Annotated in this window: 24 protein-coding genes and 1 pseudogene; 20 read left to right on the forward strand and 5 right to left on the reverse strand. The window is 70.8% G+C overall.

Annotation, left to right across the window (positions count from 1 at the left end; translation table 11 throughout):
* Positions 1-26: 26 nt before the first annotated feature.
* Positions 27-1,223, forward strand: coding sequence for a cytochrome P450 (locus tag OHA98_RS12705; RefSeq protein WP_266925295.1), 1,197 nt, complete (start codon positions 27-29; stop codon positions 1,221-1,223).
* Between the two features lie 36 nt (positions 1,224-1,259).
* On the opposite strand, the gene OHA98_RS12710 is transcribed toward OHA98_RS12705, so the two are convergent.
* Positions 1,260-2,270: a Gfo/Idh/MocA family oxidoreductase gene (locus OHA98_RS12710; protein ID WP_266925296.1), complete on the reverse strand. Its 1,011-nt coding sequence runs from the start codon at positions 2,268-2,270 to the stop codon at positions 1,260-1,262.
* A 136-nt stretch (positions 2,271-2,406) separates the two neighbouring features.
* Between OHA98_RS12710 and OHA98_RS12715 the strand changes: the two genes are divergently transcribed.
* The 10 genes from OHA98_RS12715 to OHA98_RS12760 all read left to right on the forward strand — a co-directional run bounded on the left by OHA98_RS12715 (position 2,407) and on the right by OHA98_RS12760 (position 12,027).
* Complete coding sequence (locus tag OHA98_RS12715; protein WP_266925298.1) at positions 2,407-3,165, forward strand: GntR family transcriptional regulator; 759 nt, start codon at positions 2,407-2,409, stop codon at positions 3,163-3,165.
* A gap of 232 nt (positions 3,166-3,397) precedes the next feature.
* Entirely contained in the window at positions 3,398-4,381 is a 984-nt protein-coding gene (locus OHA98_RS12720) for a sugar ABC transporter substrate-binding protein (protein ID WP_266927894.1), read from the forward strand.
* Positions 4,378-5,460: an ABC transporter permease gene (locus OHA98_RS12725; RefSeq protein WP_266925300.1), complete on the forward strand. Its 1,083-nt coding sequence runs from the start codon at positions 4,378-4,380 to the stop codon at positions 5,458-5,460. Before OHA98_RS12720 ends, OHA98_RS12725 begins: the two co-directional genes overlap by 4 nt.
* Positions 5,427-6,287 (forward strand): ATP-binding cassette domain-containing protein, encoded by an 861-nt coding sequence (locus tag OHA98_RS12730; RefSeq protein WP_266925302.1) that lies wholly within the window; start codon positions 5,427-5,429, stop codon positions 6,285-6,287. The genes OHA98_RS12725 and OHA98_RS12730 overlap by 34 nt, the downstream gene beginning before the upstream one ends.
* A 133-nt stretch (positions 6,288-6,420) precedes the next feature.
* Positions 6,421-7,587, forward strand: coding sequence for an ROK family glucokinase (locus OHA98_RS12735; RefSeq protein WP_266925304.1), 1,167 nt, complete (start codon positions 6,421-6,423; stop codon positions 7,585-7,587).
* A gap of 77 nt (positions 7,588-7,664) precedes the next feature.
* Positions 7,665-8,267: a hypothetical protein gene (locus OHA98_RS12740; protein ID WP_266925306.1), complete on the forward strand. Its 603-nt coding sequence runs from the start codon at positions 7,665-7,667 to the stop codon at positions 8,265-8,267.
* Between the two features lie 148 nt (positions 8,268-8,415).
* Entirely contained in the window at positions 8,416-9,693 is a 1,278-nt protein-coding gene (locus OHA98_RS12745; protein WP_266925308.1) for an alpha/beta fold hydrolase, read from the forward strand.
* A 13-nt stretch (positions 9,694-9,706) separates the two neighbouring features.
* Entirely contained in the window at positions 9,707-10,354 is a 648-nt protein-coding gene (locus tag OHA98_RS12750) for an MBL fold metallo-hydrolase (protein WP_266925310.1), read from the forward strand.
* Positions 10,355-10,420: 66 nt separating this feature from the next.
* Entirely contained in the window at positions 10,421-11,200 is a 780-nt protein-coding gene (locus OHA98_RS12755; RefSeq protein WP_266925312.1) for an exodeoxyribonuclease III, read from the forward strand.
* A gap of 68 nt (positions 11,201-11,268) precedes the next feature.
* Entirely contained in the window at positions 11,269-12,027 is a 759-nt protein-coding gene (locus OHA98_RS12760; RefSeq protein WP_266925314.1) for a Clp protease N-terminal domain-containing protein, read from the forward strand.
* Positions 12,028-12,048: 21 nt separating this feature from the next.
* Here OHA98_RS12760 and OHA98_RS12765 read toward each other — a convergent pair whose 3' ends face one another.
* On the reverse strand, positions 12,049-12,828 hold the full coding sequence (locus OHA98_RS12765; RefSeq protein ID WP_266925316.1) for an SDR family NAD(P)-dependent oxidoreductase: 780 nt from the start codon (positions 12,826-12,828) through the stop codon (positions 12,049-12,051).
* A 147-nt stretch (positions 12,829-12,975) separates the two neighbouring features.
* Here OHA98_RS12765 and OHA98_RS12770 point away from each other — a divergent pair, with 147 nt between their 5' ends.
* From OHA98_RS12770 to OHA98_RS12790, 5 genes are all read left to right on the forward strand, one after another.
* Complete coding sequence (locus tag OHA98_RS12770; RefSeq protein ID WP_266925317.1) at positions 12,976-13,416, forward strand: DUF6278 family protein; 441 nt, start codon at positions 12,976-12,978, stop codon at positions 13,414-13,416.
* Between the two features lie 123 nt (positions 13,417-13,539).
* A complete protein-coding gene (locus tag OHA98_RS12775; protein ID WP_266925319.1) occupies positions 13,540-14,283 on the forward strand; it encodes an amino acid ABC transporter ATP-binding protein in 744 nt (247 codons plus the stop codon).
* An 86-nt stretch (positions 14,284-14,369) separates the two neighbouring features.
* Positions 14,370-15,254 (forward strand): glutamate ABC transporter substrate-binding protein, encoded by an 885-nt coding sequence (locus tag OHA98_RS12780; RefSeq protein ID WP_266927895.1) that lies wholly within the window; start codon positions 14,370-14,372, stop codon positions 15,252-15,254.
* 14 nt (positions 15,255-15,268) lie between these two features.
* Positions 15,269-15,913 carry an amino acid ABC transporter permease gene (locus tag OHA98_RS12785; protein WP_266925321.1) on the forward strand — a complete coding sequence of 215 codons (645 nt, stop codon included), beginning with the start codon at positions 15,269-15,271 and terminating at the stop codon, positions 15,911-15,913.
* Positions 15,910-16,782, forward strand: a complete 873-nt coding sequence (locus tag OHA98_RS12790; RefSeq protein WP_266925322.1) for an amino acid ABC transporter permease — start codon at positions 15,910-15,912, stop codon at positions 16,780-16,782. Before OHA98_RS12785 ends, OHA98_RS12790 begins: the two co-directional genes overlap by 4 nt.
* A gap of 32 nt (positions 16,783-16,814) precedes the next feature.
* Here OHA98_RS12790 and OHA98_RS12795 read toward each other — a convergent pair.
* Together OHA98_RS12795 and OHA98_RS12800 are read right to left on the reverse strand one after the other, a co-directional pair.
* Positions 16,815-17,101: pseudogene (locus OHA98_RS12795) on the reverse strand (CocE/NonD family hydrolase C-terminal non-catalytic domain-containing protein); the annotation flags it as partial.
* A 53-nt stretch (positions 17,102-17,154) separates the two neighbouring features.
* On the reverse strand, positions 17,155-18,366 hold the full coding sequence (locus tag OHA98_RS12800; protein WP_266925324.1) for an Ig-like domain-containing protein: 1,212 nt from the start codon (positions 18,364-18,366) through the stop codon (positions 17,155-17,157).
* 214 nt (positions 18,367-18,580) lie between these two features.
* On the opposite strand from OHA98_RS12800, the gene ggt reads away from it, so the two are divergent.
* Positions 18,581-20,398, forward strand: coding sequence for a gamma-glutamyltransferase (ggt, locus tag OHA98_RS12805; protein ID WP_266925326.1), 1,818 nt, complete (start codon positions 18,581-18,583; stop codon positions 20,396-20,398).
* 139 nt (positions 20,399-20,537) lie between these two features.
* Positions 20,538-21,287: a glycoside hydrolase family 75 protein gene (locus OHA98_RS12810; RefSeq protein ID WP_266925328.1), complete on the forward strand. Its 750-nt coding sequence runs from the start codon at positions 20,538-20,540 to the stop codon at positions 21,285-21,287.
* Between the two features lie 27 nt (positions 21,288-21,314).
* Here the strand turns inward: OHA98_RS12810 and map are convergent, their stop codons facing one another.
* Positions 21,315-22,082 (reverse strand): type I methionyl aminopeptidase, encoded by a 768-nt coding sequence (gene map, locus OHA98_RS12815; RefSeq protein ID WP_266925329.1) that lies wholly within the window; start codon positions 22,080-22,082, stop codon positions 21,315-21,317.
* A 41-nt stretch (positions 22,083-22,123) separates the two neighbouring features.
* On the opposite strand from map, the gene OHA98_RS12820 reads away from it, so the two are divergent.
* Together OHA98_RS12820 and OHA98_RS12825 are read left to right on the forward strand one after the other, a co-directional pair.
* On the forward strand, positions 22,124-22,393 hold the full coding sequence (locus OHA98_RS12820) for a helix-turn-helix domain-containing protein (protein ID WP_266925331.1): 270 nt from the start codon (positions 22,124-22,126) through the stop codon (positions 22,391-22,393).
* A 55-nt stretch (positions 22,394-22,448) separates the two neighbouring features.
* The gene (locus tag OHA98_RS12825; protein ID WP_266925332.1) at positions 22,449-22,829 is read left to right on the forward strand and encodes a PPOX class F420-dependent oxidoreductase; all 381 of its coding nucleotides are present in this window, start codon (positions 22,449-22,451) and stop codon (positions 22,827-22,829) included.
* Positions 22,830-22,899: the final 70 nt, after the last annotated feature.

Raw genomic sequence — 22,899 nt, forward strand, 5'->3', positions numbered from 1 at the left:
GCCACGCCACCCGGAAGGGAACCGCGTTGACCACCGAAGCCGTACTCGACCTCGCCGCGCTCGGCGAGGACTTCACCCGTGACCCCTACCCCGTGTACGCCCGGCTGCGGGCCCAGGGCCCGGTCCACCGGGTCCGGATACCCGAGGGCGCGCCCGCCTGGCTCGTCGTCGGCTACGACGTGGGACGGGAACTCCTGGCCGACCAGCGGCTGTCCAAGGCGTGGCAGAAGGCCTCGCCCGCACTGGGCATCGCCAAGGTCTCCGCCGGAACGTCCATGCTCAGTGTGGACGCCCCCGACCACACCCGGCTGCGGAAGCTGGTGACCCGGGAGTTCACCCCGCGTCGCATGGAGCAGCTCGCCCCGCGTGTGCGGGAGATGACGGACGAGCTGCTCGACGCGATGCTCGCCCCGCCGGGCCGGAGCGCCGATCTCGTCGAGGCGCTGTCGTTCCCGCTGCCGATGTCCGTCATCTGTGAACTGCTCGGGGTGCCGTTCCTGGACCGGACGGCGTTCCGCGAGTGGTCCAACAACGCCGTCTCGGCGATCGATACCGAGGCCCGGGAGACCTCGACGGCGGAGGTGACCGCCTATATGGAGGGTCTGCTCGCCGACAAGCGCGAGCAGCCGGGCGACGATCTGATGAGCGCGCTGATCCACACGGCGGACGTGGACGGTGACCGGCTCTCGGCCGACGAGCTGATGGGCATGGCCTGGCTGCTGCTCGTCGCGGGCCATGAGACCACCGTCAATCTCGTCACCAACGGGGTGCTCAATCTGCTCACCCACCCCGGCCAACTTGAGGCGTTGCGCGCGGACTTCGGCCTGATCGACAACGCGGTCGAGGAGATCCTGCGCTTCGAGGGCCCGGTGGAGACCCCGACGTACCGCTTCACCACCGAACCGATCGAGGTCGGTGGCACGGTCATCCCCGGTGGCGGGGAGCTGGTGCTCGTGGCGATGTCGGACGCCAACCGGGACCCCGCGCGGTACGAGGCGGCGGACCGCTTCGACATCACCCGCGACGCCCGCGGCCATGTCGCCTTCGGTCACGGCATCCACTACTGCCTGGGCGCGCCACTGGCCCGTATCGAGGCCCGGATCGCCATCAGGTCGCTGCTGGAGCGCTGTCCGGACCTGCGCCTGGCCGCGGACCCGGCGACACTGAACTGGCGCACCGGGATGCTGATGCGGGGGCCGATGAGCCTGCCGGTGGCCTGGTGAGCGCGTAGCCCCCGCCGGTCCGGAGCGCGCGGCCGGTCAGCCCCCGGGGATCTCCCGCAGGCTCACCGGCCGGTGCTCGCGGCGCGAGCGCTCGCAGGCCTCGGCGATACGCAGCGCGTGCAGTGCCTCCCGCCCGTCGCACGGATTGACCAGCTCGCCCCGGGCCACGTCGAGGAACGCGTCCAGCTCCGCCTCGTACGCGGGGGCGAACCGCTCCAGGAAGCCAGGCCACGGCTTCGGCGGGGCGCCGGGCCCCTGTGGCTCCGCCGAGGTCAGCGGGGTGCGGTCGTCGAGGCCGACCGCGAGCTGGTCGTGCTCGCCCGCCAGCTCCATCCGTACGTCGTACCCGGCGCCGTTGCACCGGGTGGCCGTGGCCGTGGCCAGCGTGCCGTCGTCCAGGGTCAGCAGAACGGCCGCCGTGTCGACGTCGCCCGCCTCGCGGAACACCGGAGGTCCGGCGTCCGACCCGGTGGCGTACACCTCGGTGACCTCGCTGCCCGTCACCCACCGCACCATGTCGAAGTCGTGGACCAGGCAGTCCCGGTACAGGCCGCCGGAGAGCGGGAGATAGGCGGCGGGCGGCGGCGCCGGGTCCGAGGTGACCGCCCGCACGGTGTGCAGCCGTCCGAGCCGGCCCTCCCGCACGGCGGCGCGGGCCGCGGCGAACCCGGCGTCGAAGCGCCGCATGAAGCCCAACTGGAGTACGGAGCCGGCCGATTCGACGGCCGCCAGGGCATCCAGGGTGGCGGACAGGTCGAGGGCGATCGGTTTCTCGCAGAACGCCGGGATCCCGGCGCGGGCGGCCCGCGCGATGAGTCCGGCGTGGGCGGAGGTCGCCGACGAGATCACGAGCGCGTCGACGCCCCGCGCGCCGGACGCGAACACCTCGTCCACCGCCACGGCCTCCGCGCCGGTCCGCGCGGCGACCGCGGCCGCCCGGCCCGGGTCCGCGTCCGCCACCACCAGTGAGTCCACGGCGTCGTGGCGGCTCAGCGCCACCGCATGGAAAGTGCCGATACGTCCCGTTCCGATGAGTCCGATGCGCATGGCCCCAAGGTGACGTTTGCCCTGTCGTCATGTCAAGCGTTTGTCCTGACAAATGGCGGCCCGGTCGCCCGCCGCCCGGCCTCCGCTCCCCCTCACCGCCATGGCTTTGTCCGGACAATCGAACTACGCTCGGCCCGTGACCGAACGTGGAACCGACCAGCCGCTCCCGCTGAGCGTGGACCGCACCAGCCCGGTGCCGCTCTACTTCCAGCTGGCGCAGCAGTTGGAGGCGGCCGTCGAACAGGGCCGGCTGGCCCCCGGCACCCTGCTCGGCAACGAGATCGAGCTCGCCGCCCGCCTCGGACTGTCCCGGCCGACCGTGCGCCAGGCCATCCAGTCGCTCGTCGACAAGGGGCTGATGGTGCGCCGCCGGGGCGTGGGCACCCAGATCGTGCACAGCCGGGTCCGGCGCCCGCTGGAGCTCAGTTCGCTCTACGACGACCTGGAGGCGGCCGGCCGGCAGCCGGCCACCCGTGTGCTGCGCACTGCCCTCGAACCCGCCACCGCCGCGGTCGCCGCGGCGCTCGGGGTCGAGGAGGGCAGTGAGGTCCACCTCGTGGAGCGGCTGCGGTACGCGCACGGCGAACCGATGGCCCTGCTGCGCAACCACCTGCCCCGGGGGCTGCTCGACCTCGGCACGGAACGGCTGGAGACCACCGGGCTGTACCGGATGATGCGCGCCGAGGGCATCACCCTGCACAGCGCCCGTCAGTCCGTCGGCGCGCGGGCCGCCGACGAGCGGGAGGCCGGCCGGCTCGGCGAGGCGGTGGGTGCGCCACTGCTGACGATGGAGCGGGTCACGTTCGACGACTCCGGACGTACGGTCGAATTCGGCTCGCACGTCTACCGGGCCTCGCGCTACGCGTTCGAGTTCCAGCTGCTCGTACGTCCCTGAGCCCCGGGCCGGCAAGGCGCGCCGGCCGCCTGCCCGGACACACTCTTGACGGTGGTCATACAACGCCGCTACAACTCCCACAGCCGCCCTGCCGGGCGATGACGGGCAGGGCTCGGGGATACTTGGGCAGCCGGGCCGGGAGCGGAACTCTCCCAGGCCCCACACAGCAGCACAGCGAGCAGCACAAGAAGGGCACGGCGTCGTGGCAACGGTTCGGACAGGGGTACGCGCGATGGGCGCCGTGCTGGCGGCGGTGCTCGGCGCCTCCCTCATGGGATGCAGCAGCACCGGTGGCAAGCGGGCGGAAGAACGCGCGGCGGCCGCGGCCGCCGAGGGCCGGGCCGCGGTGAACACACCCCGCTGGACGTTCGCCATGGTCACCCACTCGGGCGACGGCGACACCTTCTGGGACATCGTCCAGAAGGGCGCCGAGCAGGCGGCGGTCAAGGACAACATCAACTTCCTGTACTCGCACAACGACGAGGCGCAGCAGCAGGCCCAGCTCGTCCAGACCGCGATCGACAAGAAGGTCGACGGACTGATCGTCACCCTCGCCAAGCCCGACGCCATGAAGGCCGTCGTCGCCAAGGCCGTCAAGGCCGGTATCCCGGTGATCACGGTGAACTCGGGCTCCGCGGAGTCCAAGGCGTTCGGCGCCCTCACCCACATCGGCCAGGACGAGTCCATCGCCGGTGAGGCGGTCGGCGACGAGCTGGACGCGCGGGGCCGCAAGAAGGCCCTGTGCATCCTGCACGAGCAGGGCAACGTCGGCCACGAGCAGCGCTGCGCGGGGGCCAAGAAGGCCTTCGCCGGCACGATGCAGAACCTGTACGTCGACGGCACCAACATGCCCGATGTCCAGGCGTCCATCGAGGCCAAGCTCCAGGCGGACAAGAGCATCGACGCGGTCGTCACCCTCGGCGCACCCTTCGCCGACGCCGCCGTCCAGGCCAAGCGGACCGCGGGCAGCGAGGCGGAGATCGACACCTTCGACCTGAACGCCAAGGTCGCCACCGGTCTCCAGGAGAAGAAGCTCGGCTTCGCCGTCGACCAGCAGCCCTACCTCCAGGGCTACGAGGCCGTCGACCTGCTCTGGCTCTACCGCTACAACCGCAATGTGCTCGGCGGCGGCCTCCCTGTCCTGACCGGCCCGCAGGTCATCACGGCCGACGACGCCGACGCGCTGGCCGAGTACACCAAGCGGGGCACCCGATGAGCGGATCCGGCCGGCCCGCGGCACCGGCTCCGTCCCCCGCGCCCGCCCCGTCCGCCGCCCGGGCCGACGAACGGCTGCTGCGCACCTCACCGCTGCGCAGGCTGCTCGGCCGCCCCGAGCTCGGTTCGGTCGTCGGCGCGGCGGCCGTCTTCCTCTTCTTCACGATCGTCGCCGACAGCTTCCTCCAGGCCTCCAGCTTCGGCACCGTGCTGTACGCGGCCTCCACCATCGGGATCATGGCCGCGCCCGTGGCGCTGCTGATGATCGGCGGCGAGTTCGACCTCTCCGCCGGTGTGCTGGTCACCAGCTCCGCACTGATCTCCTCGATGTTCAGCTACCAGATGACGGCCAACGTCTGGGTCGGCGTCTTCGTGTCCCTGCTGGTCACCCTGGCCGTCGGCGCGTTCAACGGCTTCATGCTCACCCGTACCAAGCTGCCGAGCTTCATCATCACGCTCGGTACGTTCCTGATGCTGACCGGGCTCAACCTCGGGTTCACCAAGCTCATCAGCGGCACCGTGTCGACCAAGGCGATCGGCGACATGGAGGGCTTCGACTCGGCCCGCAAGGTCTTCGCCTCCCAGCTGACGATCGGCGACGTCGAGTTCAAGGTGACCATCCTGTGGTGGGCGGCGCTCGTCGCGGTCGCGACCTGGATCCTGCTCCGTACCCGCTTCGGCAACTGGATCTTCGCCGTCGGCGGTGAGGCCGACGCGGCCCGCGCGGTCGGCGTCCCGGTGATCCGTACGAAGATCGGCCTCTACCTCGGAGTGGCCTTCGCCGCCTGGGTCTCCGGCCAGCACCTGCTGTTCAGCTACGACGTCGTCCAGTCCGGTGAGGGCGTCGGCAACGAGCTGACGTACATCATCGCGGCCGTCATCGGCGGCTGTCTGATCACCGGCGGCTACGGCTCCGCGATCGGCTCCGCGGTCGGTGCATTCATCTTCGGCATGACCAGCAAGGGCATCGTGTACGCGGAGTGGAACCCGGACTGGTTCAAGTTCTTCCTGGGAGCGATGCTGCTCCTGGCCACCCTGCTCAACGCATGGGTACGCAAGCGCGCGGAGGCGACAAAGTGACGGCCGACCGGGCCCTCGTCGAGCTGGCCGACGTAGCCAAGTTCTACGGCAACATCAAGGCGCTGGAGCACGTCTCGCTGGTGGTCCACGCGGGCGAGATCACCTGCGTCCTCGGCGACAACGGGGCAGGCAAGTCCACCCTCATCAAGATCATCGCGGGGCTGCACCGGCACGACGCCGGGACCTTCCTGATCGACGGCGAGGAGACCACCCTGGCCAACCCGCGCGACGCCCTGGACCGCGGCATCGCCACGGTCTACCAGGACCTCGCGGTCGTCCCGCTCATGCCGGTCTGGCGGAACTTCTTCCTCGGCTCCGAGCCGACGACCGGCGCCGGGCCGTTCAAGCGCCTCGATGTGCGGCGGATGCGCGAGACGACCCGCGCCGAGCTGCTGCGCATGGGCATCGACCTGCGCGACGTCGACCAGCCGATCGGCACCCTGTCCGGCGGCGAGCGCCAGTGCGTGGCCATCGCCCGCGCCGTCTACTTCGGCGCCAAGGTCCTGGTCCTGGACGAGCCGACGGCGGCGCTCGGCGTCAAGCAGTCCGGGGTCGTCCTCAAGTACGTGGCGGCCGCCAGGGACGCCGGACTCGGCGTGGTCCTCATCACGCACAACCCGCACCACGCCTATCTCGTGGGCGACCGGTTCGTGCTGCTCAAGCGCGGCGCCATGTCCGGCAGCCACACCAAGGACGACATCACCCTGGACGAGCTCACCCGCCAGATGGCGGGCGGCAGCGAGCTGGAGGAGCTCAGCCACGAGCTGGAGCGGGCCCCCGCCCCCGGGCGCCCCGACGGTCCTCCGGCCGCCGACGGCGCCCCGTAGCGGAGCTGAGCGTTCCGGCGCTGCCGGGCCCCGTCCAACGGCAGCCGGGGTCCGGCAGTGGCAGAATCGGGCGTGGTGGGCGCCGTCCGCCGCCGGGCAGCACGTGACCGGCCCCCCAGACCCCGCAGGGACGATGAGCACGTACCGCGACTTCACACACCGCGGCTCCGCCCGCGCCACCGTCCTCAAGACCGTCGGCACCAGGGAGCGGCGCTCGCACCTCACAGCGCCCCGGGTCCCGACCGTCGGCATCGACATCGGCGGGACGAAGGTGATGGCCGGCGTCGTCGACGCGGACGGCAACATCCTGGAGCAACTGCGCACCGAGACGCCCGACAAGTCCAAGAGCCCCAAGGTCGTCGAGGACACCATCGTCGAGCTGGTCCTGGACCTCTCCGACCGGCACGATGTGCACGCGGTGGGAATCGGTGCGGCGGGCTGGGTGGACGCCGACCGCTCGAAGGTCCTGTTCGCCCCCCATCTCGCCTGGCGCGACGAACCGCTGCGCGACGCCATCGCCTCCCGCCTCGTCGTCCCCGTCATGGTCGACAACGACGCCAATACGGCCGCCTGGGCGGAATGGCGCTTCGGCGCGGGCCGGGGCGAGGACCACCTCGTCATGATCACCCTCGGAACCGGCATCGGCGGCGCGATCCTGGAGGACGGCCAGGTCAAGCGCGGAAAGTACGGGGTCGCGGGTGAGTTCGGCCACATGCAGGTCGTGCCCGGCGGACACCGCTGCCCCTGCGGCAACCGTGGCTGCTGGGAGCAGTACAGCTCCGGCAACGCCCTGGTGCGCGAGGCCAGGGAACTGGCCGCCGCGGACTCCCCGGTCGCGCACTACCTGCTGGACCGGGTCAAGGGGAACATCCCCGACATCACCGGACCGCTCATCACCGAACTGGCCCGGGAGGGCGATGCGATGTGCATCGAGCTCCTCCAGGACATCGGCCAGTGGCTCGGCGTCGGCATCGCCAATCTGGCCGCCGCGCTCGACCCCTCCTGCTTCGTCATCGGAGGGGGCGTCAGCGCCGCCGACGACCTGCTGATCGGCCCCGCCCGGGACGCCTTCAAGCGCCACCTCACGGGGCGCGGCTACCGTCCCGAGGCCCGGATCGCGAAGGCCCAGCTCGGCCCCGAGGCGGGTATGGTCGGCGCCGCGGACCTGGCCCGTCTGGTCGCCCGCAGATTCCGCCGCGCGAACCGCCGCCGCGTCGAACGGTACGAGCGGTACGCGCAGATCTACGACCAGGCCGCGAGCACGATCCGCAGCACGCGGTCCACCCGCACCGCGGACTGAACCGCGGCCGCACCGGGCGGCGTCCTCGCACCAGTGACCGCATCCGCAGCAGCCGCAGCACCAAGGGACACCCGAACATGACCGCAGCCGAGCACCCCGTCGTGCCGCGCCAGCCCGTTCCGCCCGGCGACGGCGACGGCGACGGCAAGCCCCCGCAGGACCGCCGCCGGGTGATCAGACGACGGCTGATCACGGCGACGATCATCGTGCTGCTGATCGGCATCCCGGCCGGATATCTGCTGATCTCCGCAGGCCAGAGCCGCCGCTCCGGCAAGGACAAGGAGGCGGAGGCGTCCGCGCAGGGCCTGCGGGAGGACTGGCCGTCGGGCATGCAGCGCCGGATCTTCGAGGTACCGATCCCCGGCAACGCCACGGGCGTCCAGTACTACGAGACCAACAACTGGAAAGCCAGTCGGATGTACGTGAAGTTCCGTACGACCTCCGCCGGGCTCGACCGGTTCCTCACCGGGGTCGGAACGGGCCGCGCGGCCCTGGAGACCGGGAAGGTGACCATCGGCGAACGCGACCTCAAGATCACCGGCTGGTACTTCGGCCCCGGCGCGAACTGGGCGGGCACGACCCACACCAACAAGGATCCGCGTCCCACCCAGAACATCACGGTCAACATGACCGACCCGGCTAACCCCGTCGTCTACGTCGTCTCCGCGGCGACCCCCTGACGCCGGGCCGCGGGCGGGCGCCCGGCCCCGCGCGCACGTCACCGGGGCACGCGGGCCTGTGGATGTCCGGCGGCGGAAATATGGGGAGGTCCGGCACGTCTCCCGACCCCCTCCGTTCGGAAAATGTGAGATATGGGAGCGTGAGCGGGTGAGTAAGACGACGACTGAAACCCTGCAGTACCGCTTCGACGGGCCGGAGGACGCGCCGATCCTGGTGATCGGCCCCTCCCTGGGGACGTCCTGGCACATGTGGGACCGCCAGATACCCGAGCTGTCCCAGCACTGGCGCGTCTTCCGGTACGACCTGCCCGGCCACGGAGGTGCCCCCGCCCACCCGGCCACCGCCGTCGGCGACCTGGCCGACCGGCTGCTCGCCACCCTCGACGGCCTCGGCGTCCAGCGCTTCGGGTACGCGGGCTGCTCCATCGGCGGCGCGATCGGTGCCGACCTCGCCCTGCGGCACCCGCACCGGGTGGCCTCGCTGGCCCTGGTGGCCGCCTCGCCCCGGTTCGGCAGCGCCGACGAATTCCGCCAGCGCGGGGTGATCGTCCGCACCAACGGGCTGGAGCCGATGGCCCGTACCGCCCCGGAGCGCTGGTTCACCCCCGGCTTCGCCGCGGCCCAGCCGGCCATCGTCGAATGGGCCGTGCAGATGGTCCGCACCACCGACCCCGGCTGTTACATCGCGGCCTGCGAGGCGCTCGCCGCCTTCGACATCCGTACCGAACTCGGCCGCATCGGCGTTCCCACCCTCGTCCTGGTCGGCGCGGAGGACCAGGTGACCGGCCCCGCCGAGGCGCGCACCCTGGTCGCGGGCATACCGGATGCCCGGCTCGCCCTGGTCCCCGGCGCCTCCCACCTCGCCCCCGTCGAGCAGCCCGCCGCCGTCAGCGACCTGCTCCTGATGCACTTCTCCACGTCCTGGCAGGACACCATCGCCGCCATTCCGGCGCCGCCCGTCGCCCCGGCGCTCTCCGCCCCCGTCATGCCCGTCGCGGAGATCGCCCCCGCCGCCGTCCGTCCCGACGCCGGCGCGGCGGGCGGCGGCGAGGCGTACGCCAACGCCATGAAGGTGCGCCGCGAGGTGCTGGGCGACGCCCATGTCGACTCGGTGAACGCCTCGGCCGACGCGTTCACCGAGGACTTCGAGGAGTTGGTCACCCGCTACGCCTGGGGTGAGATCTGGACCCGGGAGGGCCTGGACCGCAGAACCCGCAGCTGCGTCACGCTCACCGCGCTGGTCGCCTCCGGCCGGATGGAAGGCCTCGCCGCCCATACGCGGGCCGCGCTGCGCAACGGACTGACGCCCGCCGAGATCAAGGAGGTCCTCCTCCAGACCGCCGTGTACTGCGGCATTCCGGCCGCGGGGGCCGCCTTCGCCATCGCGCGGTCCGTGATCCAGGAGGAAACCACGCCGCCCGCGTAGCAGGATGGGCGGCATGAACGCATCGCCTCTCACGCTGACCAAGAAGACGCACTCCTGCATCAGGATCGAGAAGGACGGGCGGACGCTCGTCATCGACCCCGGCGGCTTCTCCGAGGACGACGCCGCGATCGGCGCCGACGTCATCCTGGTCACGCACGAACACCCGGACCACTTCGACGAGGCGAGGCTGCGGGCCGGACTGGAGGCCGATCCGGCGGCCGCGATCTGGACGCTGGACAGTGTGGCCCGACAGCTCTCGGCGGCCTTTCCCGGACGGGTGCACACCGTGGGTCACGGAGACACGTTCACCGCAGGCGGGTTCGAGGTGGCCGTACACGGGGAACTGCACGCCGTGATCCACCCGGACATCCCCAGGATCACCAACATCGGCTTCCTTGTGGACGGCTCGGTCTTCCATCCCGGGGACGCGCTCACCGTCCCCGACCGGGCGGTGGACACCCTGCTGCTCCCGGTGATGGCCCCGTGGAACAAGATCTCGGAGGTCATCGACTACGTACGGGAGGTGAAGCCGCGGCGCGCCATCGACATCCACGACGCCCTGCTCACCGATCTCGCGCGGCCCATCTACGACAACCAGATCGGCCGCCTCGGCGGGGCCGGTCACGGCCGGATGGCGCCGGGGGACACCACGGAGCTCTGAGCGCCCGGCCGGCCGCACCGCCCGGCACGGGGGCGACTGTCAGTGGGACCGGCTAGGTTTGCTGCCATGCGCATCGCCACCTGGAACGTCAATTCGATCACTGCCCGGCTGCCGAGGCTGCTGGCCTGGCTGGAGAGCACCGGCACCGATGTGCTGTGCGTCCAGGAGACCAAGTGCACGGCCGAGCAGTTCCCCGCCGACGCGCTGCGGGAGCTGGGCTACGAGTCCGCGGTCAACGCCACGGGCCGGTGGAACGGGGTCGCGCTGCTCTCCCGGGTCGGCCTCGACAACGTGGTCATGGGGCTGCCGGACGGCCCGGAGTACGACGGGGCGCAGGAGCCGCGGGCCATCTCGGCGACCTGCGGTCCGGCCCGTGTCTGGTCGGTCTATGTGCCCAACGGCCGCGAGGTCGAGCACGCGCACTACGCCTACAAGCTGCGCTGGCTGGAGGCGCTCCGGAAGGCCGTCGCCGCGGACGCCGCGGGCTCGCTGCCGTTCGCGGTGCTGGGCGACTTCAACGTGGCCCCGGTGGACGAGGACGTCTGGGACCCCGCCCTCTTCGAGGGCGCCACCCATGTCACCCCCGCCGAGCGGGCGGCCCTGGCGGCGCTGAGGGAGGAGGGGCTGAGCGATGTCATGCCCCGCCCGCTCAAGTACGACCGTCCGTACACCTTCTGGGACTACCGCGAGCTGCGCTTCCCGAAGAACAAGGGCATGCGCATCGACCTGGTCTACGGAAACGCCCCGTTCACGGCGGCGGTCAAGGACAGCTACGTCGACCGCGAGGAGCGCAAGGGCAAGGGCGCGTCCGACCACGCCCCGGTCGTCGTCGACCTCGATCTCTGACCGGCCGCGGCCGGATCTGCTGACAACCTTAGGTTGACACCTCGCAGGTGTCAACCTAAGGTTGACGCATGACGCAGCCTCTTCCCGCCACGCCGTCCGTACGCCTCGACGACCTGATCGCGGCCATCAAGAACAGCCACACCGACGCCCTGGAACAGCTGTCGGGCGCGGTCGTCGCCGCCGACCACCTCGGCGACGTCGCCGACCACCTCATCGGCCACTTCGTGGACCAGGCCCGCCGCTCCGGCGCCTCCTGGACGGACATCGGCCGGAGCATGGGGGTGACCCGGCAGGCCGCCCAGAAGCGCTTCGTCCCCAAGAAGACCGACGCGAGCACCGGTTCCGCCTCCGACCTGGACCCGAGCCAGGGATTCGGCCGCTTCACCCAGCGCGCCCGCAACGTCGTCATGGCCGCCCACAACGAGTCCCAGGCCGCCCGGCACGCCGAGATCCTCCCGGCCCACCTGGCACTCGGCCTCCTCGCCGAGCCCGAAGGTATCGCCGCCCGGGTCATCGCCGCCCAGGGGGTGAGCCCGGACGCCGTCCGCACCGCCGCGGCCGCCGCTCTGCCTCCCGCCGCCGACGAGGTGCCCGAGCTGATCCCGTACGACGCGGATTCCCGCAAGGTCCTGGAGCTGACCTTCCGTGAGGCGCTCCGGCTCGGACACAACTACGTCGGCACCGAGCACGTCCTGCTGGCCCTGCTGGAGTTCGAGGACGGCTCCGGTGTGCTCACCGGCCTCGGCATCGGCAAGGACGCCGCTTCGGCCGCCGTCGAAACCGCCGTGACCGAAGCGGCCGCGGCCCTGTGGCAGCAGGAATCCTGACCGACGCGCGCGACGGCGGGTTCAGTGCACCGAGAACCCGCCGTCGACGAAGACCGACTGGCCGGTGACATAGGCCGAGCCCCGGCCCGCCAGGAACACCGCCGCGCCCGCGAAGTCCTCGGGCAGCCCGTTGCGCCCGGTCATCGTGCGGGCGGCCAGGGCCGCAACCTTCTCCGGGTCGGCGGAGAGCCGCTCGTTGAGCGGGGTCATCACGAAGCCGGGCACCAGCGTGTTGCAGGTGACGCCGTACGGCGACCAGGCCTCCGCCTGCGAGCGGGCCAGCGACTCCAGTGCGCCCTTGGACACCCCGTACGCGCCGCTCTGCACGAACGCGCGGTGGGCCTGCTGCGAGGTGATGTGGATGATCCGTCCGAAGCCCCGCTCGGCCATGCCCGGCCCGAAGCGCTGCCCCAGCAGATAGGGCGCCTTCAGATTCACGGTCATCGTGGTGTCCCAGACGTCCTCGCCCAGCTCGCCCATCGGTGGGCGCAGATTGATCCCGGCGCAGTTCACCAGGATGTCCGGCTCCCCGAAGGGCGCCACCGCCGCCTCGGCACCCCCGCGCACACCGTCGGCGGTGCTCAGATCGGCGCTCACCCAGGCCGCCCGGCAGCCCTCGGCCGTCAGCTCGTCCACCGTCGCGGCCAGCTCCGCCTCGCGGCGCGCCACGACGACGACGCTCGCCCCCGCACGGGCGAGGGCTCCGGTGATCGCCCGGCCGATGCCGGAGCTGCCGCCGGTCACCACGGCGACCCGGCCCTCCAGGGAGAACAGTTCGGACAGATAGGTCTGCGAGATCATGTCCGCACCCTAAGGGCTGTCCCGGGAGCCCGGATGCCGGGTCGCGTGACGGGGCGAGGTGTCCCGCGCAACCCGATCCGGGTGTCGGATCGGCAACGGCCGCGCGCCTTGTGGTGCGGAACGTGGCGGGGGTGGGACCCTAGTGGTATGAACATCCCTTTCTTGGACAACTGGCGTAAGCGTCAGGGCGGTACGCACGGAGCGGCGCTCGCGGCCGCCGTCGAGGCGGATCCCGACGGCGTGGCCGAGCTGCTCGCCGAATGCGAGCTGCTGCGCGTCCGAGCAGGGCAGAACGGCCTCGAACTCGACGACAGTCCTGCCTCGTTGACCGCGCTCGACCAGCTGCCGCCCCGCTGGCGCGACGACCCCGAGGAACTTCCCTGGCTGGGCAACGACGCCGGCCTCTACCTCGGGACCGTCCTCGTGCGTACCGTCCCCGGCGCGGTGTGGGACATCTGGCCGAGCGGCCGGCCCGTGGTGCGCCTGGCCTCCGGGCGCGAGATCGATGTCGTCGAGGCCGGTCTCGACTGGGCGATGGCGGGCAGCCCCGAGCTCTCCCAGGTGTACGCGGAGTCCGCCGAAGGCTGACCCCGCGGCCCGGCCGAGATAAAAAGCCTTATGCACCATTTACGCGTGTCGGGTGCGAAGTCCCTTATCGGGATGGATAGTTTGCGCTGACCTCGACACAGCGACAAGTGGGTAGGGCAGCGTATGGCCGTCGATCCGTTGATCGAGCTGCGGGACGTCAACAAGCATTTCGGAGAGTTGCACGTCCTGCAGAACATCAATCTCACCGTCGGCCGCGGGGAGGTGGTGGTGGTCATCGGCCCGTCCGGATCCGGCAAGTCAACGCTCTGCCGGACGATCAACAGACTTGAGACGATCGAGTCGGGCCACATCAGCATCGACGGCAGACCCCTCCCGGAGGAGGGGAAGGGGCTCGCGCAGCTCCGGGCCGAAGTCGGCATGGTCTTCCAGTCGTTCAACCTGTTCGCACACAAGACCGTGCTGGCCAATGTCTCCCTCGCCCAGCTCAAGGTCCGCAAGCGAAAGAAGGACGAGGCCGACAAACGCTCCAGGGAGCTGCTGGAGCGGGTCGGTCTCGCCTCGCAGGCCGACAAGTTCCCCGCGCAGCTCTCCGGCGGCCAGCAGCAGCGTGTGGCCATCGCCCGCGCCCTGGCCATGGACCCCAAGGCCCTGCTGTTCGACGAGCCCACCTCGGCGCTCGACCCGGAAATGATCAATGAGGTGCTGGAGGTCATGCAGCAGCTCGCCCAGGAGGGCATGACCATGGTCGTGGTCACGCACGAGATGGGCTTCGCCCGTTCCGCCGCCAACCGCGTCGTGTTCATGGCCGACGGCTGCATCGTGGAGGACCGCACGCCGGAGGACTTCTTCACGTCCCCGTCGAGCGACCGCGCCAAGGACTTCCTGTCCAAGATCCTCAAGCACTGACGGGAGGCTCCGTGTTGCGTACCACGAACTCGCGTACGAGAAGGTCCCGTACGGCAAGGTCCCGTACCGGGACGAAGGCCGCCGCTCTGGCCGGTCTCCTGCTCGCCGCGCTCGCGGCCGGGTGCGGCAAGGAGGGCAGCCCGCCGGTCAAGGGCCCGAAGCCGGAGGCGCTGCCCCAGTACACGGTCGACACCGGCTTCGACCTGCCCGACTCCCCGACCTGGGAGAAGGCCAAACGGCGGGGCCACCTGGTGGTCGGCGCCAAGGAGGACCAGCCCTACCTGGGCGAGAAGGACCCGGCCAGCGGGATCTACTCCGGCTTCGACATCGAGATCGCCCGTATGACAGCGGCTTCGCTCGGCTTCGCACCGAAGTCGGTCCGCTTCAGGACGATCGCCTCCGCCAACCGCGAGACCGCCCTCCAGAACGGGCAGATCGACTACTACGTCGGCACCTACACCATCAACGACATGCGCAAGAAGCTCGTCGGGTTCGCCGGCCCCTACTACATGGCCGGCCAGGGGCTGCTGGTGCGCACCGACGAGAACGACATCCACGGACCGCAGGACCTGGCGGGCAAGACCGTGTGCTCGGCGGCGGGCTCCACCCCGTACCAGCGCATCGCGGCCGACTACCCCGAGGCGGACCTCGTCGCCTACGACACGTACTCGATCTGTGTCGACAACCTGCTGACCTACCAGGTCGACGCCGTCACCACCGATGACGCGATCCTGCTCGGCTTCGCGGCGAAGGCACCGGACGAGATGAAGGTCGTCGGGAAGCCGTTCTCCGAGGAGCCGTACGGCATCGGCGTGCCCCGCAGCGACAACGCGCTGCGCGCCGCGATCAACGACTCGCTGGAGGCCAACGAGAAGAACGGCAACTGGAAGAAGGCGTTCGAAGCGACGCTGGGCCTGTCCGGAGTGCCCGCGCCGAAGCCGCCGCCCATCGACCGCTACCCGGCGACCTGAGGGGACGGCCGCACATGGATGTACTGACAGAGAACTTCTCGCTCTACGGCGAGGGCTTCCTCGGCACCGTCGAACTCACCGTCTACGCCTCGGTCCTGGCACTGGTCCTCGGATTCGTCATGGCCGCCTGCCGGGTCGCTCCGGTGGGCTCCTTCCGGGCGCTCGGTACGGTCTGGGTCACCGTGCTCCGCAACACCCCGCTCACCCTGCTGTTCTTCGCCGTCCTGCTCGGACTGCCGCGCTTCGGACTGGTCCTGCCGTTCAAGGTCTTCGCGGTCCTCGCGCTCGGCTGCTACACCTCCGCGTTCATCTGCGAGGTGCTGCGCTCCGGCATCAACACCGTGCCCACGGGGCAGGGCGAGGCGGCGCGCAGCCTGGGGATGACCTTCGGGCAGACCCTGAGCGGCGTGGTGCTGCCGCAGGCCTTCCGCTCGGTGATCCCGCCGGTCGGCTCGACCCTCATCGCCCTGGCCAAGAACTCGGCGATCGCGGGTGCGTTCAGCGTCACCGAACTGCTCGGCACCTACAAGACGCTCAATGAGCTGGGCTACAGCATCATCTGGACGTTCATCTGGATCGCCGTCGGCTATCTGATCATCACCCTGTCCATCAGTGCGCTGTTCAACGTGCTGGAGAAGCGCTGGGGAGTCGCCCGATGACCACCCACTCCACCCCCTCGGCGACCGCCCTCTACGACATCCCGGGCCCGCTGACCCGCAAGCGGCACTTCCTGTACGGGGTCGGCTCCACGGTCCTGATCCTGGCGCTGGTCGGCTGGGTCGTCTATCTGCTCTTCGACACCGACCAGTTCACCAGCGAGAAGTGGACGCCCTTCGAGTACAAGGGCATCCAGGAACTGCTGCTGCGCGGGCTGGGCAACACCCTCAAGGCGTTCGCGTACGCCGCGGTGCTCTCGCTGGCACTGGGCGCGGTGCTCGCCGTCGGCCGTCTCTCCGCGCACCGGCCGGTGCGCTGGATCGCGACACTGCTGGTCGAGTTCTTCCGGGCCATGCCGGTGCTGGTGATGATCTTCTTCATCTTCGTGGCACTGAAGGTGCAGCCACTGCCCGCCCTGGTCGCCGGACTGACCCTCTACAACGGCTCCGTCCTCGCGGAGGTGTTCCGCACGGGCGTCAACTCCGTGGAGCGCGGCCAGGGGGAGGCCGCGTACGCGCTCGGCATGCGCAAGACGCAGGTCACGACCTTCGTCCTGGCACCCCAGGCGGTACGCGCCATGATGCCCACCATCATCAGCCAGTTGGTGGTGGCCCTGAAGGACACCTCGCTCGGCTATCTGATCACCTATGAGGAATTCCTCCACGCGGGAAAGCTGATCGCGTCGAATCTCGACTACGATCTCCCCTTCATCCCTGTGGTGATGGTGATCTCACCCATCTACATCGGGATGTGCATGCTGCTGTCGTGGTTCGCCACCTGGGTGGCGAAACGGCAGCGGCGCAATCCGAAGACCGAGGCGGTAGGTGTTGCCGAGGCCGAACCAGGGACGCTGCTGCCGCGAGGGCAGTAGCCGGGCAGTGCCCGCCCGGCGGCAGCCGGTGATCACTTCTCGCGCGGCGGGACCGAGAGGCACCTCGGATCCGTGCCGGGCGAGGAGAAGGTCAGCTGCGCGCCGGTCGGGTTGTGCTCGATGTACAGCGGATCGACGGTGTCGATCACCAGGGCGAGCCGGTGACCGGCCGGGACGTCGTAGGCCGTGGAGAACTGCTCCAGGTCCACGGGGAACGGCCGGCCCGGGGTCCGCCCGGGGAAGGTGCGGGGGCGTTGCCGACCGGTTCGCCGAGGCCGGGCGGCCCCACGTCGTGGAAACGGGCGACGAGGGTGCCGCTCTCCCCGGTGCGGTGACGCGGTGGGCGGCGCGGCGGAACCGCGGCACCCACGATCATTTCAGCGCGCTCTTCGCCTGCCAGTCGGCCCAGGAGACGTTCCACGCGCCGTAGCCGTTGCCCTCGGCCACCGTGCCCTTGGCGTCGGCCCCGGTGATCTCGAACGGGTCGCCGACCCGCACCTGCCCGTACAGCGAGGCGGCGTTCGCGTCGCTCATGCCGACACAGCCCGAACTGTGGTTGGCGCGGCCGAAGTAGGCGGTGTTCCACGGTGCGGCGTGCGCGTACATGCCCGACCAGGTCAGGCGCATCGAGTAGTCGACCATCTTGTCGTAGGCGTCGCCCAGCCCGACCGTCTCGGAGCGCATGTTGATCGTGCCCTCCTTGGACATCAGGACGGCCGTGCCCCGCCAGGACGCCTTGTCGCCGCCCGGGGTGCCCGCGGACATCGGGACGTCCAGGACCTGCTTGCCGTCGCGGTGCAGAGCGAGGCGGTGGCTGTCGAGGTCGACCTTGACCACCTGGGCGGAGCCGATGGTGAACGTCGTGGCGTAGTCGCGTACGAACCAGCCGCCCGCGGCACCCGTGTCGACCCCGTTCAGTTCCGCGTCCAGGGTGACCTTCGTACCGGGCTTCCAGTACTCCTTCGGCCGCCAGTCGACCCGGTCCTTGCCGGAGTAGTCCCGCAGCCAGCCCCAGGAGCCCTCGGTGTTGTCCGAGGTGGAGACCTTCAGACCCTTCTCGACGGCGGCCTTGTCCTTCACCGGGTTGTCGAAGACGATCGACAGCGGCTGACCGATGCCGACCGTGGTGTTCTTCCCCGGGGCGAGGGTCAGCTTGTTGACCTTGTCCGCCGCCGCCGTGGTGAACCCGGCCCGGTCGCTGCCGCCGTCCTTGTCCTCCGCCGCCACGGTGTACGCGGTGCCGGGCGCCGCGACCCGCGCTGACGTCCAGCTCCTGCCGTCGGCCGATATCCGCCCGTCCAGCGCCTCGCCCTTCGCGCCGGTCACCGTGACCTTCTTCAGCTCGCCCCGCGCCAGCGTCACCTTCACCGGCTGTCCCGCCGCGGCTCGCGTGCCCGTCAGATTCACCGAAATGCTGGTGTCCGGGTTCTTCGCCGATCCGGCCACCTGCTCCGAGGAGGAGGCCGATCCGCCGGAACAGGCGGTGAGTGCGGCGCCGAGCACCACGACCGGGCCGATCAGGGTGTGCCGGGCCGGGCGGCCGGCCGGAACGGATCGGCGTATGCGCCGGCGTGCAGAGCTCAACGGAAAAACCTCCAGGACATGTGCTTCTCGCCAGGAGAGAGGCATCGCCCCCGGCTCCGGGTTCCGTAAATCCCCGGATATTCCGGAATTCCGTGTGTGACATGGGCCGCAGTGCGACGGAGGTACGGGCATCCGGGTTCTTGCCCGAGGCGGTCCTGACGATCGGGGCGGCACGGGGCTACCCTGCGCGGACTGTCGTTTACTGGAGGTTCGCATGCGCCGTTCAGTCGGGCGTAGTACGACGTTCTTAGCCGTCCTCGCGGTTGTCGCCTCGGTCGGGGCAGCCGCCCCCGCCGGTTCCGCGCCTCTGGCCCCCGCGCATCCGGGTCCGTCCAAGTCGCCCGTGGCGGTGGGGTACGGGGGCGCCGTCTCCAGCGTCGACGAGGACGCGTCGGCGGCCGGTATCGAGGTGCTCCGCAAGGGAGGCAACGCCGTGGACGCCGCCGTGGCGACCGCGGCCGCGCTCGGTGTCACCGAGCCGTATTCGGCGGGTGTCGGCGGCGGTGGCTACTTCGTCCACTACGACGCGAAGAGGCGCACCGTACAGACGATCGACGGCCGGGAGACCGCACCGCGCAGCGCGGACTCCTCGCTCTTCCTGGAGAACGGGAAGCCGATCCCGTTCGACGACGCCGTCACCAGCGGCCTCGGAGTCGGTACCCCCGGCACCCCGGCGACCTGGGAGAAGGCGCTGGACACCTGGGGCACCAAGTCGCTGCGCACACTGCTGAAACCGGCCGAGCGGCTGGCCCGCGACGGATTCGTCGTGGACGAAACGTTCCGCTCGCAGACCGCGGGGAATCAGGCCAGGTTCGCCGACTTCCCGGCCTCCGCCGAACTGTTCCTGCCCGGTGGCCGACTGCCGGTGGTGGGTTCGGTCTTCAAGAACCCCGACCTGGCCCGTACCTACGAGGAGCTGGGCCGGGAGGGCATCGACGAGCTGTACCGGGGCGACCTGGCCGACGACATCGTCCGTACGGTCCGCAGGCCCCCCGTCGACCCGGGGGCCACCCGTGCGGTCCGGCCGGGCGATCTGACGGGCAGGGACCTGAAGGCGTACCGGGTGCTGCGGCAGGACCCGACGAAGGTCGGCTACCGGGGGCTCGACGTGTACGGCATGGCGCCGTCCTCGTCCGGTGGTACGAGTGTCGGCGAGGCGCTCAACATCCTTGAGTCCACGGACCTTTCGCGGGCGAGCAAGGTCCAGTATCTGCACCGGCTGATCGAGTCGAGCCGGATCGCGTTCGCCGACCGGGGGCGCTGGGTCGGTGACCCGGCGTTCGAGGACGTACCCACGCGAGGACTGCTGAGCCAGCGGTTCGCCGACTCCCGGGAGTGCCTGATCAAGGACGACGCGGTGCTGACCAGCCCGCTGGCCCCCGGCGACCCGCGCGATCCGAAGGCCTGCGCGAGTGGTGGGACGGCGGCTCCGACGACGTTCGAGGGGGAGAACACCACCCATCTGACGACCGCCGACAAGTGGGGCAACGTCGTCGCGTACACCCTGACCATCGAGTCGACCGGCGGCAGCGGCATCACGGTGCCGGGCCGCGGCTTCCTGCTCAACAACGAGCTGACCGACTTCTCCTTCGCGCCCGCCGCCCCCGCGGTTCACGATCCGAACCTGCCGGGGCCCGGGAAGCGCCCGAGGTCGTCGATCTCGCCGACCATCGTGCTGAAGCACGGCAGGCCGGTGCTGGCCCTGGGCTCCCCGGGCGGCGCGACGATCATCACCACCGTGCTCCAGTCGCTGACCGGCCACCTCGACCGCGGGCTCCCGCTGGTCGATGCCATCGCGGCGCCGCGCGCCAGCCAGCGCAACTCGCCGGCCACGGAGATCGAGCCGGGACTCTGGGACAGCCCCGTGCGGGCGGAACTGGAGGCGCTCGGACACGTCTTCAAGCTGAACCCGGAGATCGGTGCGGCCACCGGAGTGCAGCGGCTGCCGGACGGCCGGTGGCTGGCGGCGGCGGAAAAGGTGCGGCGTGGCGGTGGCTCGGCCATGGTGGTGCATCCGAGCGGCAGGCGCTGACCTCCGCCCGGACGAGTCACGGCCGGCGGGGCCGGTACGGAGCGGCACCACGCGAAGTACCGGCCCCGCAGCCTCGGCGGCGGCAGCTCAGGAAGGGCTCCCAGGAGCCCTTCGGCCCAGCGGAAAGGCCTCTCGCACGGTGCGTACCCGAACGCTCGCTCTGACCGCGGCCTGTGGTGCCGCCCTGCTCGGCCCGGTGGCGCTGCCCGCCACGGCGACCGGCCTCGGGACCGGCCCCGGCGCCGGTCCCGGAACCGGCGACACCGGTCCGGCCCACCGGCCGGCCGTTTCCGGGGACGCGGCCCCGGTGACCGCCTCGGCACTGCTGGCCGGGACGATGTCCTGTACGCGGATCTCCCGAGGCCTCTACCGTACGGACGCCCACCGGCCGAAGGCGACCGTTCCGGTGTGCGGCACGAAGGACGCCGTGTTCTGGAAGGCGGACATGGACATCGACTGTGACGGCCGGAAGACCGAGGCCTGCAACCGGAAGACCGACCCGTACTTCCTGCCGGAGACGGCCTTCCGGACGTCCCGGGGCAAGCCGCTGGACTCGGCCGCGCTGCCGTACGTGGTGGTGCCCGCGCCCGGTCCGGTCTGGGACCACCGCAGGTCCGGGATCTCCGGCGGCAGCGTCGTCGCCGTCGTCCACCGGGACCTGGTGCGCTACGCCGTCGTCGGTGACACGGGACCCGGCGGTGTCATCGGGGAGGCTTCGTACGCCACCGCCGAGGCGCTCGGCATCGACCCCGATCCCCGGAGCGGTGGCACGGACTCCGGTGTCACCTACCTCGTGTTCAAGAACTCCCGGGTCTCGCCGATCGAGAGCCGCACGAAGGCGGTTGCCGAGGGTGAGGCTCTGGCCAGGAAGTTCCTCGACGGCGACTGAGCGCGGTGACCGTTCACCCGGGCCGCATCACAGCGCCGTGAGGATGCGGGGTCCGTCGTCGGTGATGGCCACCGTGTGTTCGGCGTGCGCCGCCCGGCTGCCGTCGCCGGTCCGCAGCGTCCAGCCGTCCCGGTCCGGATGGAACACGTCCTGACCGCCGCCGATCAGCATCGGCTCGATCGCGAGCACCATTCCGTGCCGCAGCGGCATACCGCGTCCGGGCCGCCCCTCGTTCGGTACGCCCGGGTCCTCGTGCATCGAACGGCCGATACCGTGACCGCCGAATCCTTCCGGGATGCCGTAACCGGCCGTCCGGCAGACCGTGCCGATGGCATGGGCAATGTCACCGATCCGGTTGCCCACGACCGCCGCTCCGATGCCCGCCTCCAGCGCGGCGAACGCCGTGTCGATCAGCCGGGTGTCGGCGGGGCGCGCGCGGCCCACGGTGAAGCTGATCGCCGAGTCGCCGGCCCAGCCGTCCAGGACGGCGCCCGCGTCGATGCTCAGCAGATCGCCGTCACGCAGCCGGTATCCGGTGGGGATGCCGTGCACGATGGCGTCGTTGACGGACGCGCAGATCACGGCGGGGAACGGGGTGGGCGCGAAGTGCGGCCGGTAGTTCAGGAACGGCGAGGTGGCCCCCGCCTCGCGCAGGACGTCGCGGGCCGTCTCGTCGAGTTCGAGGAGGCTGACACCGACCGCCGCCGCCTCCTTCGCGCGGGTCAGCAGCTGTGCGACGACGCGGCCGGTCTCACGCATCGCTTCGATGGATGTGTCTGTCTTGAGTTGCACCATGCCAATTACTATACCGGTCAGAGCGGTATTAGAATGACGGCATGGTACGTACGCCACTGACACCCGAAGAGCGCCTTCGCGGCGAACGGCTCGGCTCGCTGCTCCGCGAGGCGCGCGCCGGACGCAGCATGGCCGCGGTCGCCGCGAGCGCCGGAATCTCCGCCGAGACCCTCCGCAAGATCGAGACCGGCCGGGCCCCGACCCCCGCCTTCTTCACCGTCGCCGCACTGGCCGGGGCGCTCGGACTCTCGATGGACGAACTGCTCACCCGCTGCGCACCGGAACCGGACGCGGTGCCCCTGACCGCCTGAAGGCTGCCGCCGCGCGCCCGCCGGGGACCGCGGGGCAGCCGTTAGGGTCACGCGTGTGACCCTCCAGGATTTCGCCCGCAGCGAGTACGTCAGCCTGACCACCTACCGGAAGGACGGCACCCCCGTCGCCACGCCCGTCTGGGCCGCGGCCGACGGCGAGGTGCTGTACATCTGGACCCGCTCCGACTCGTGGAAGGTCAAGCGGCTGCGCAACGACACCCGGGTCCGCGTCACCGTCTGCGATGTGCGCGGCCGGATCGCGGAGGGTGCGCCGAGCGCCGAGGGCACCGCGAGGCTGCTGGACGAGGCGGGGACCCGGGCGGTGCGCAAGGTGCTGGCCCGCAAGTACACCTGGAAGTTCTGGCTCGTCGACTGGCCCGCGACGGCCGTACGGCTCGGCAAGCGCCCGCACACCGGCATCGCCGTCACCTTCTGAGGCCCGCAGGGCCGCATCACGGTGGAAAGCCGCGTGTGACCCGGCCGTAACACGCCTGCGGTCGAATGCC

The organism is Streptomyces sp. NBC_00654 (assembly GCF_026341775.1).
Taxonomy (GTDB): Bacteria; Actinomycetota; Actinomycetes; order Streptomycetales; family Streptomycetaceae; genus Streptomyces.

Bases quoted from the DNA above. Each gene is read 5' to 3' on its own strand.
- OHA98_RS12775 (WP_266925319.1), top strand. From the start codon at position 13,540: ATGGCCGTCGATCCGTTGATCGAGCTGCGGGACGTCAACAAGCATTTC.
- OHA98_RS12730 (WP_266925302.1), top strand. From the start codon at position 5,427: ATGGGTACGCAAGCGCGCGGAGGCGACAAAGTGACGGCCGACCGGGCC.
- OHA98_RS12750 (WP_266925310.1), top strand. From the start codon at position 9,707: ATGAACGCATCGCCTCTCACGCTGACCAAGAAGACGCACTCCTGCATC.
- OHA98_RS12755 (WP_266925312.1), top strand. From the start codon at position 10,421: ATGCGCATCGCCACCTGGAACGTCAATTCGATCACTGCCCGGCTGCCG.
- OHA98_RS12820 (WP_266925331.1), top strand. From the start codon at position 22,124: ATGGTACGTACGCCACTGACACCCGAAGAGCGCCTTCGCGGCGAACGG.
- OHA98_RS12790 (WP_266925322.1), top strand. From the start codon at position 15,910: ATGACCACCCACTCCACCCCCTCGGCGACCGCCCTCTACGACATCCCG.
- OHA98_RS12785 (WP_266925321.1), top strand. From the start codon at position 15,269: ATGGATGTACTGACAGAGAACTTCTCGCTCTACGGCGAGGGCTTCCTC.
- OHA98_RS12760 (WP_266925314.1), top strand. From the start codon at position 11,269: ATGACGCAGCCTCTTCCCGCCACGCCGTCCGTACGCCTCGACGACCTG.
- OHA98_RS12765 (WP_266925316.1), bottom strand. From the start codon at position 12,828: ATGATCTCGCAGACCTATCTGTCCGAACTGTTCTCCCTGGAGGGCCGG.
- OHA98_RS12720 (WP_266927894.1), top strand. From the start codon at position 3,398: ATGGGCGCCGTGCTGGCGGCGGTGCTCGGCGCCTCCCTCATGGGATGC.
- OHA98_RS12710 (WP_266925296.1), bottom strand. From the start codon at position 2,270: ATGCGCATCGGACTCATCGGAACGGGACGTATCGGCACTTTCCATGCG.
- OHA98_RS12735 (WP_266925304.1), top strand. From the start codon at position 6,421: ATGAGCACGTACCGCGACTTCACACACCGCGGCTCCGCCCGCGCCACC.
- ggt (WP_266925326.1), top strand. From the start codon at position 18,581: ATGCGCCGTTCAGTCGGGCGTAGTACGACGTTCTTAGCCGTCCTCGCG.
- map (WP_266925329.1), bottom strand. From the start codon at position 22,082: ATGGTGCAACTCAAGACAGACACATCCATCGAAGCGATGCGTGAGACC.
- OHA98_RS12770 (WP_266925317.1), top strand. From the start codon at position 12,976: ATGAACATCCCTTTCTTGGACAACTGGCGTAAGCGTCAGGGCGGTACG.
- OHA98_RS12740 (WP_266925306.1), top strand. From the start codon at position 7,665: ATGACCGCAGCCGAGCACCCCGTCGTGCCGCGCCAGCCCGTTCCGCCC.
- OHA98_RS12725 (WP_266925300.1), top strand. From the start codon at position 4,378: ATGAGCGGATCCGGCCGGCCCGCGGCACCGGCTCCGTCCCCCGCGCCC.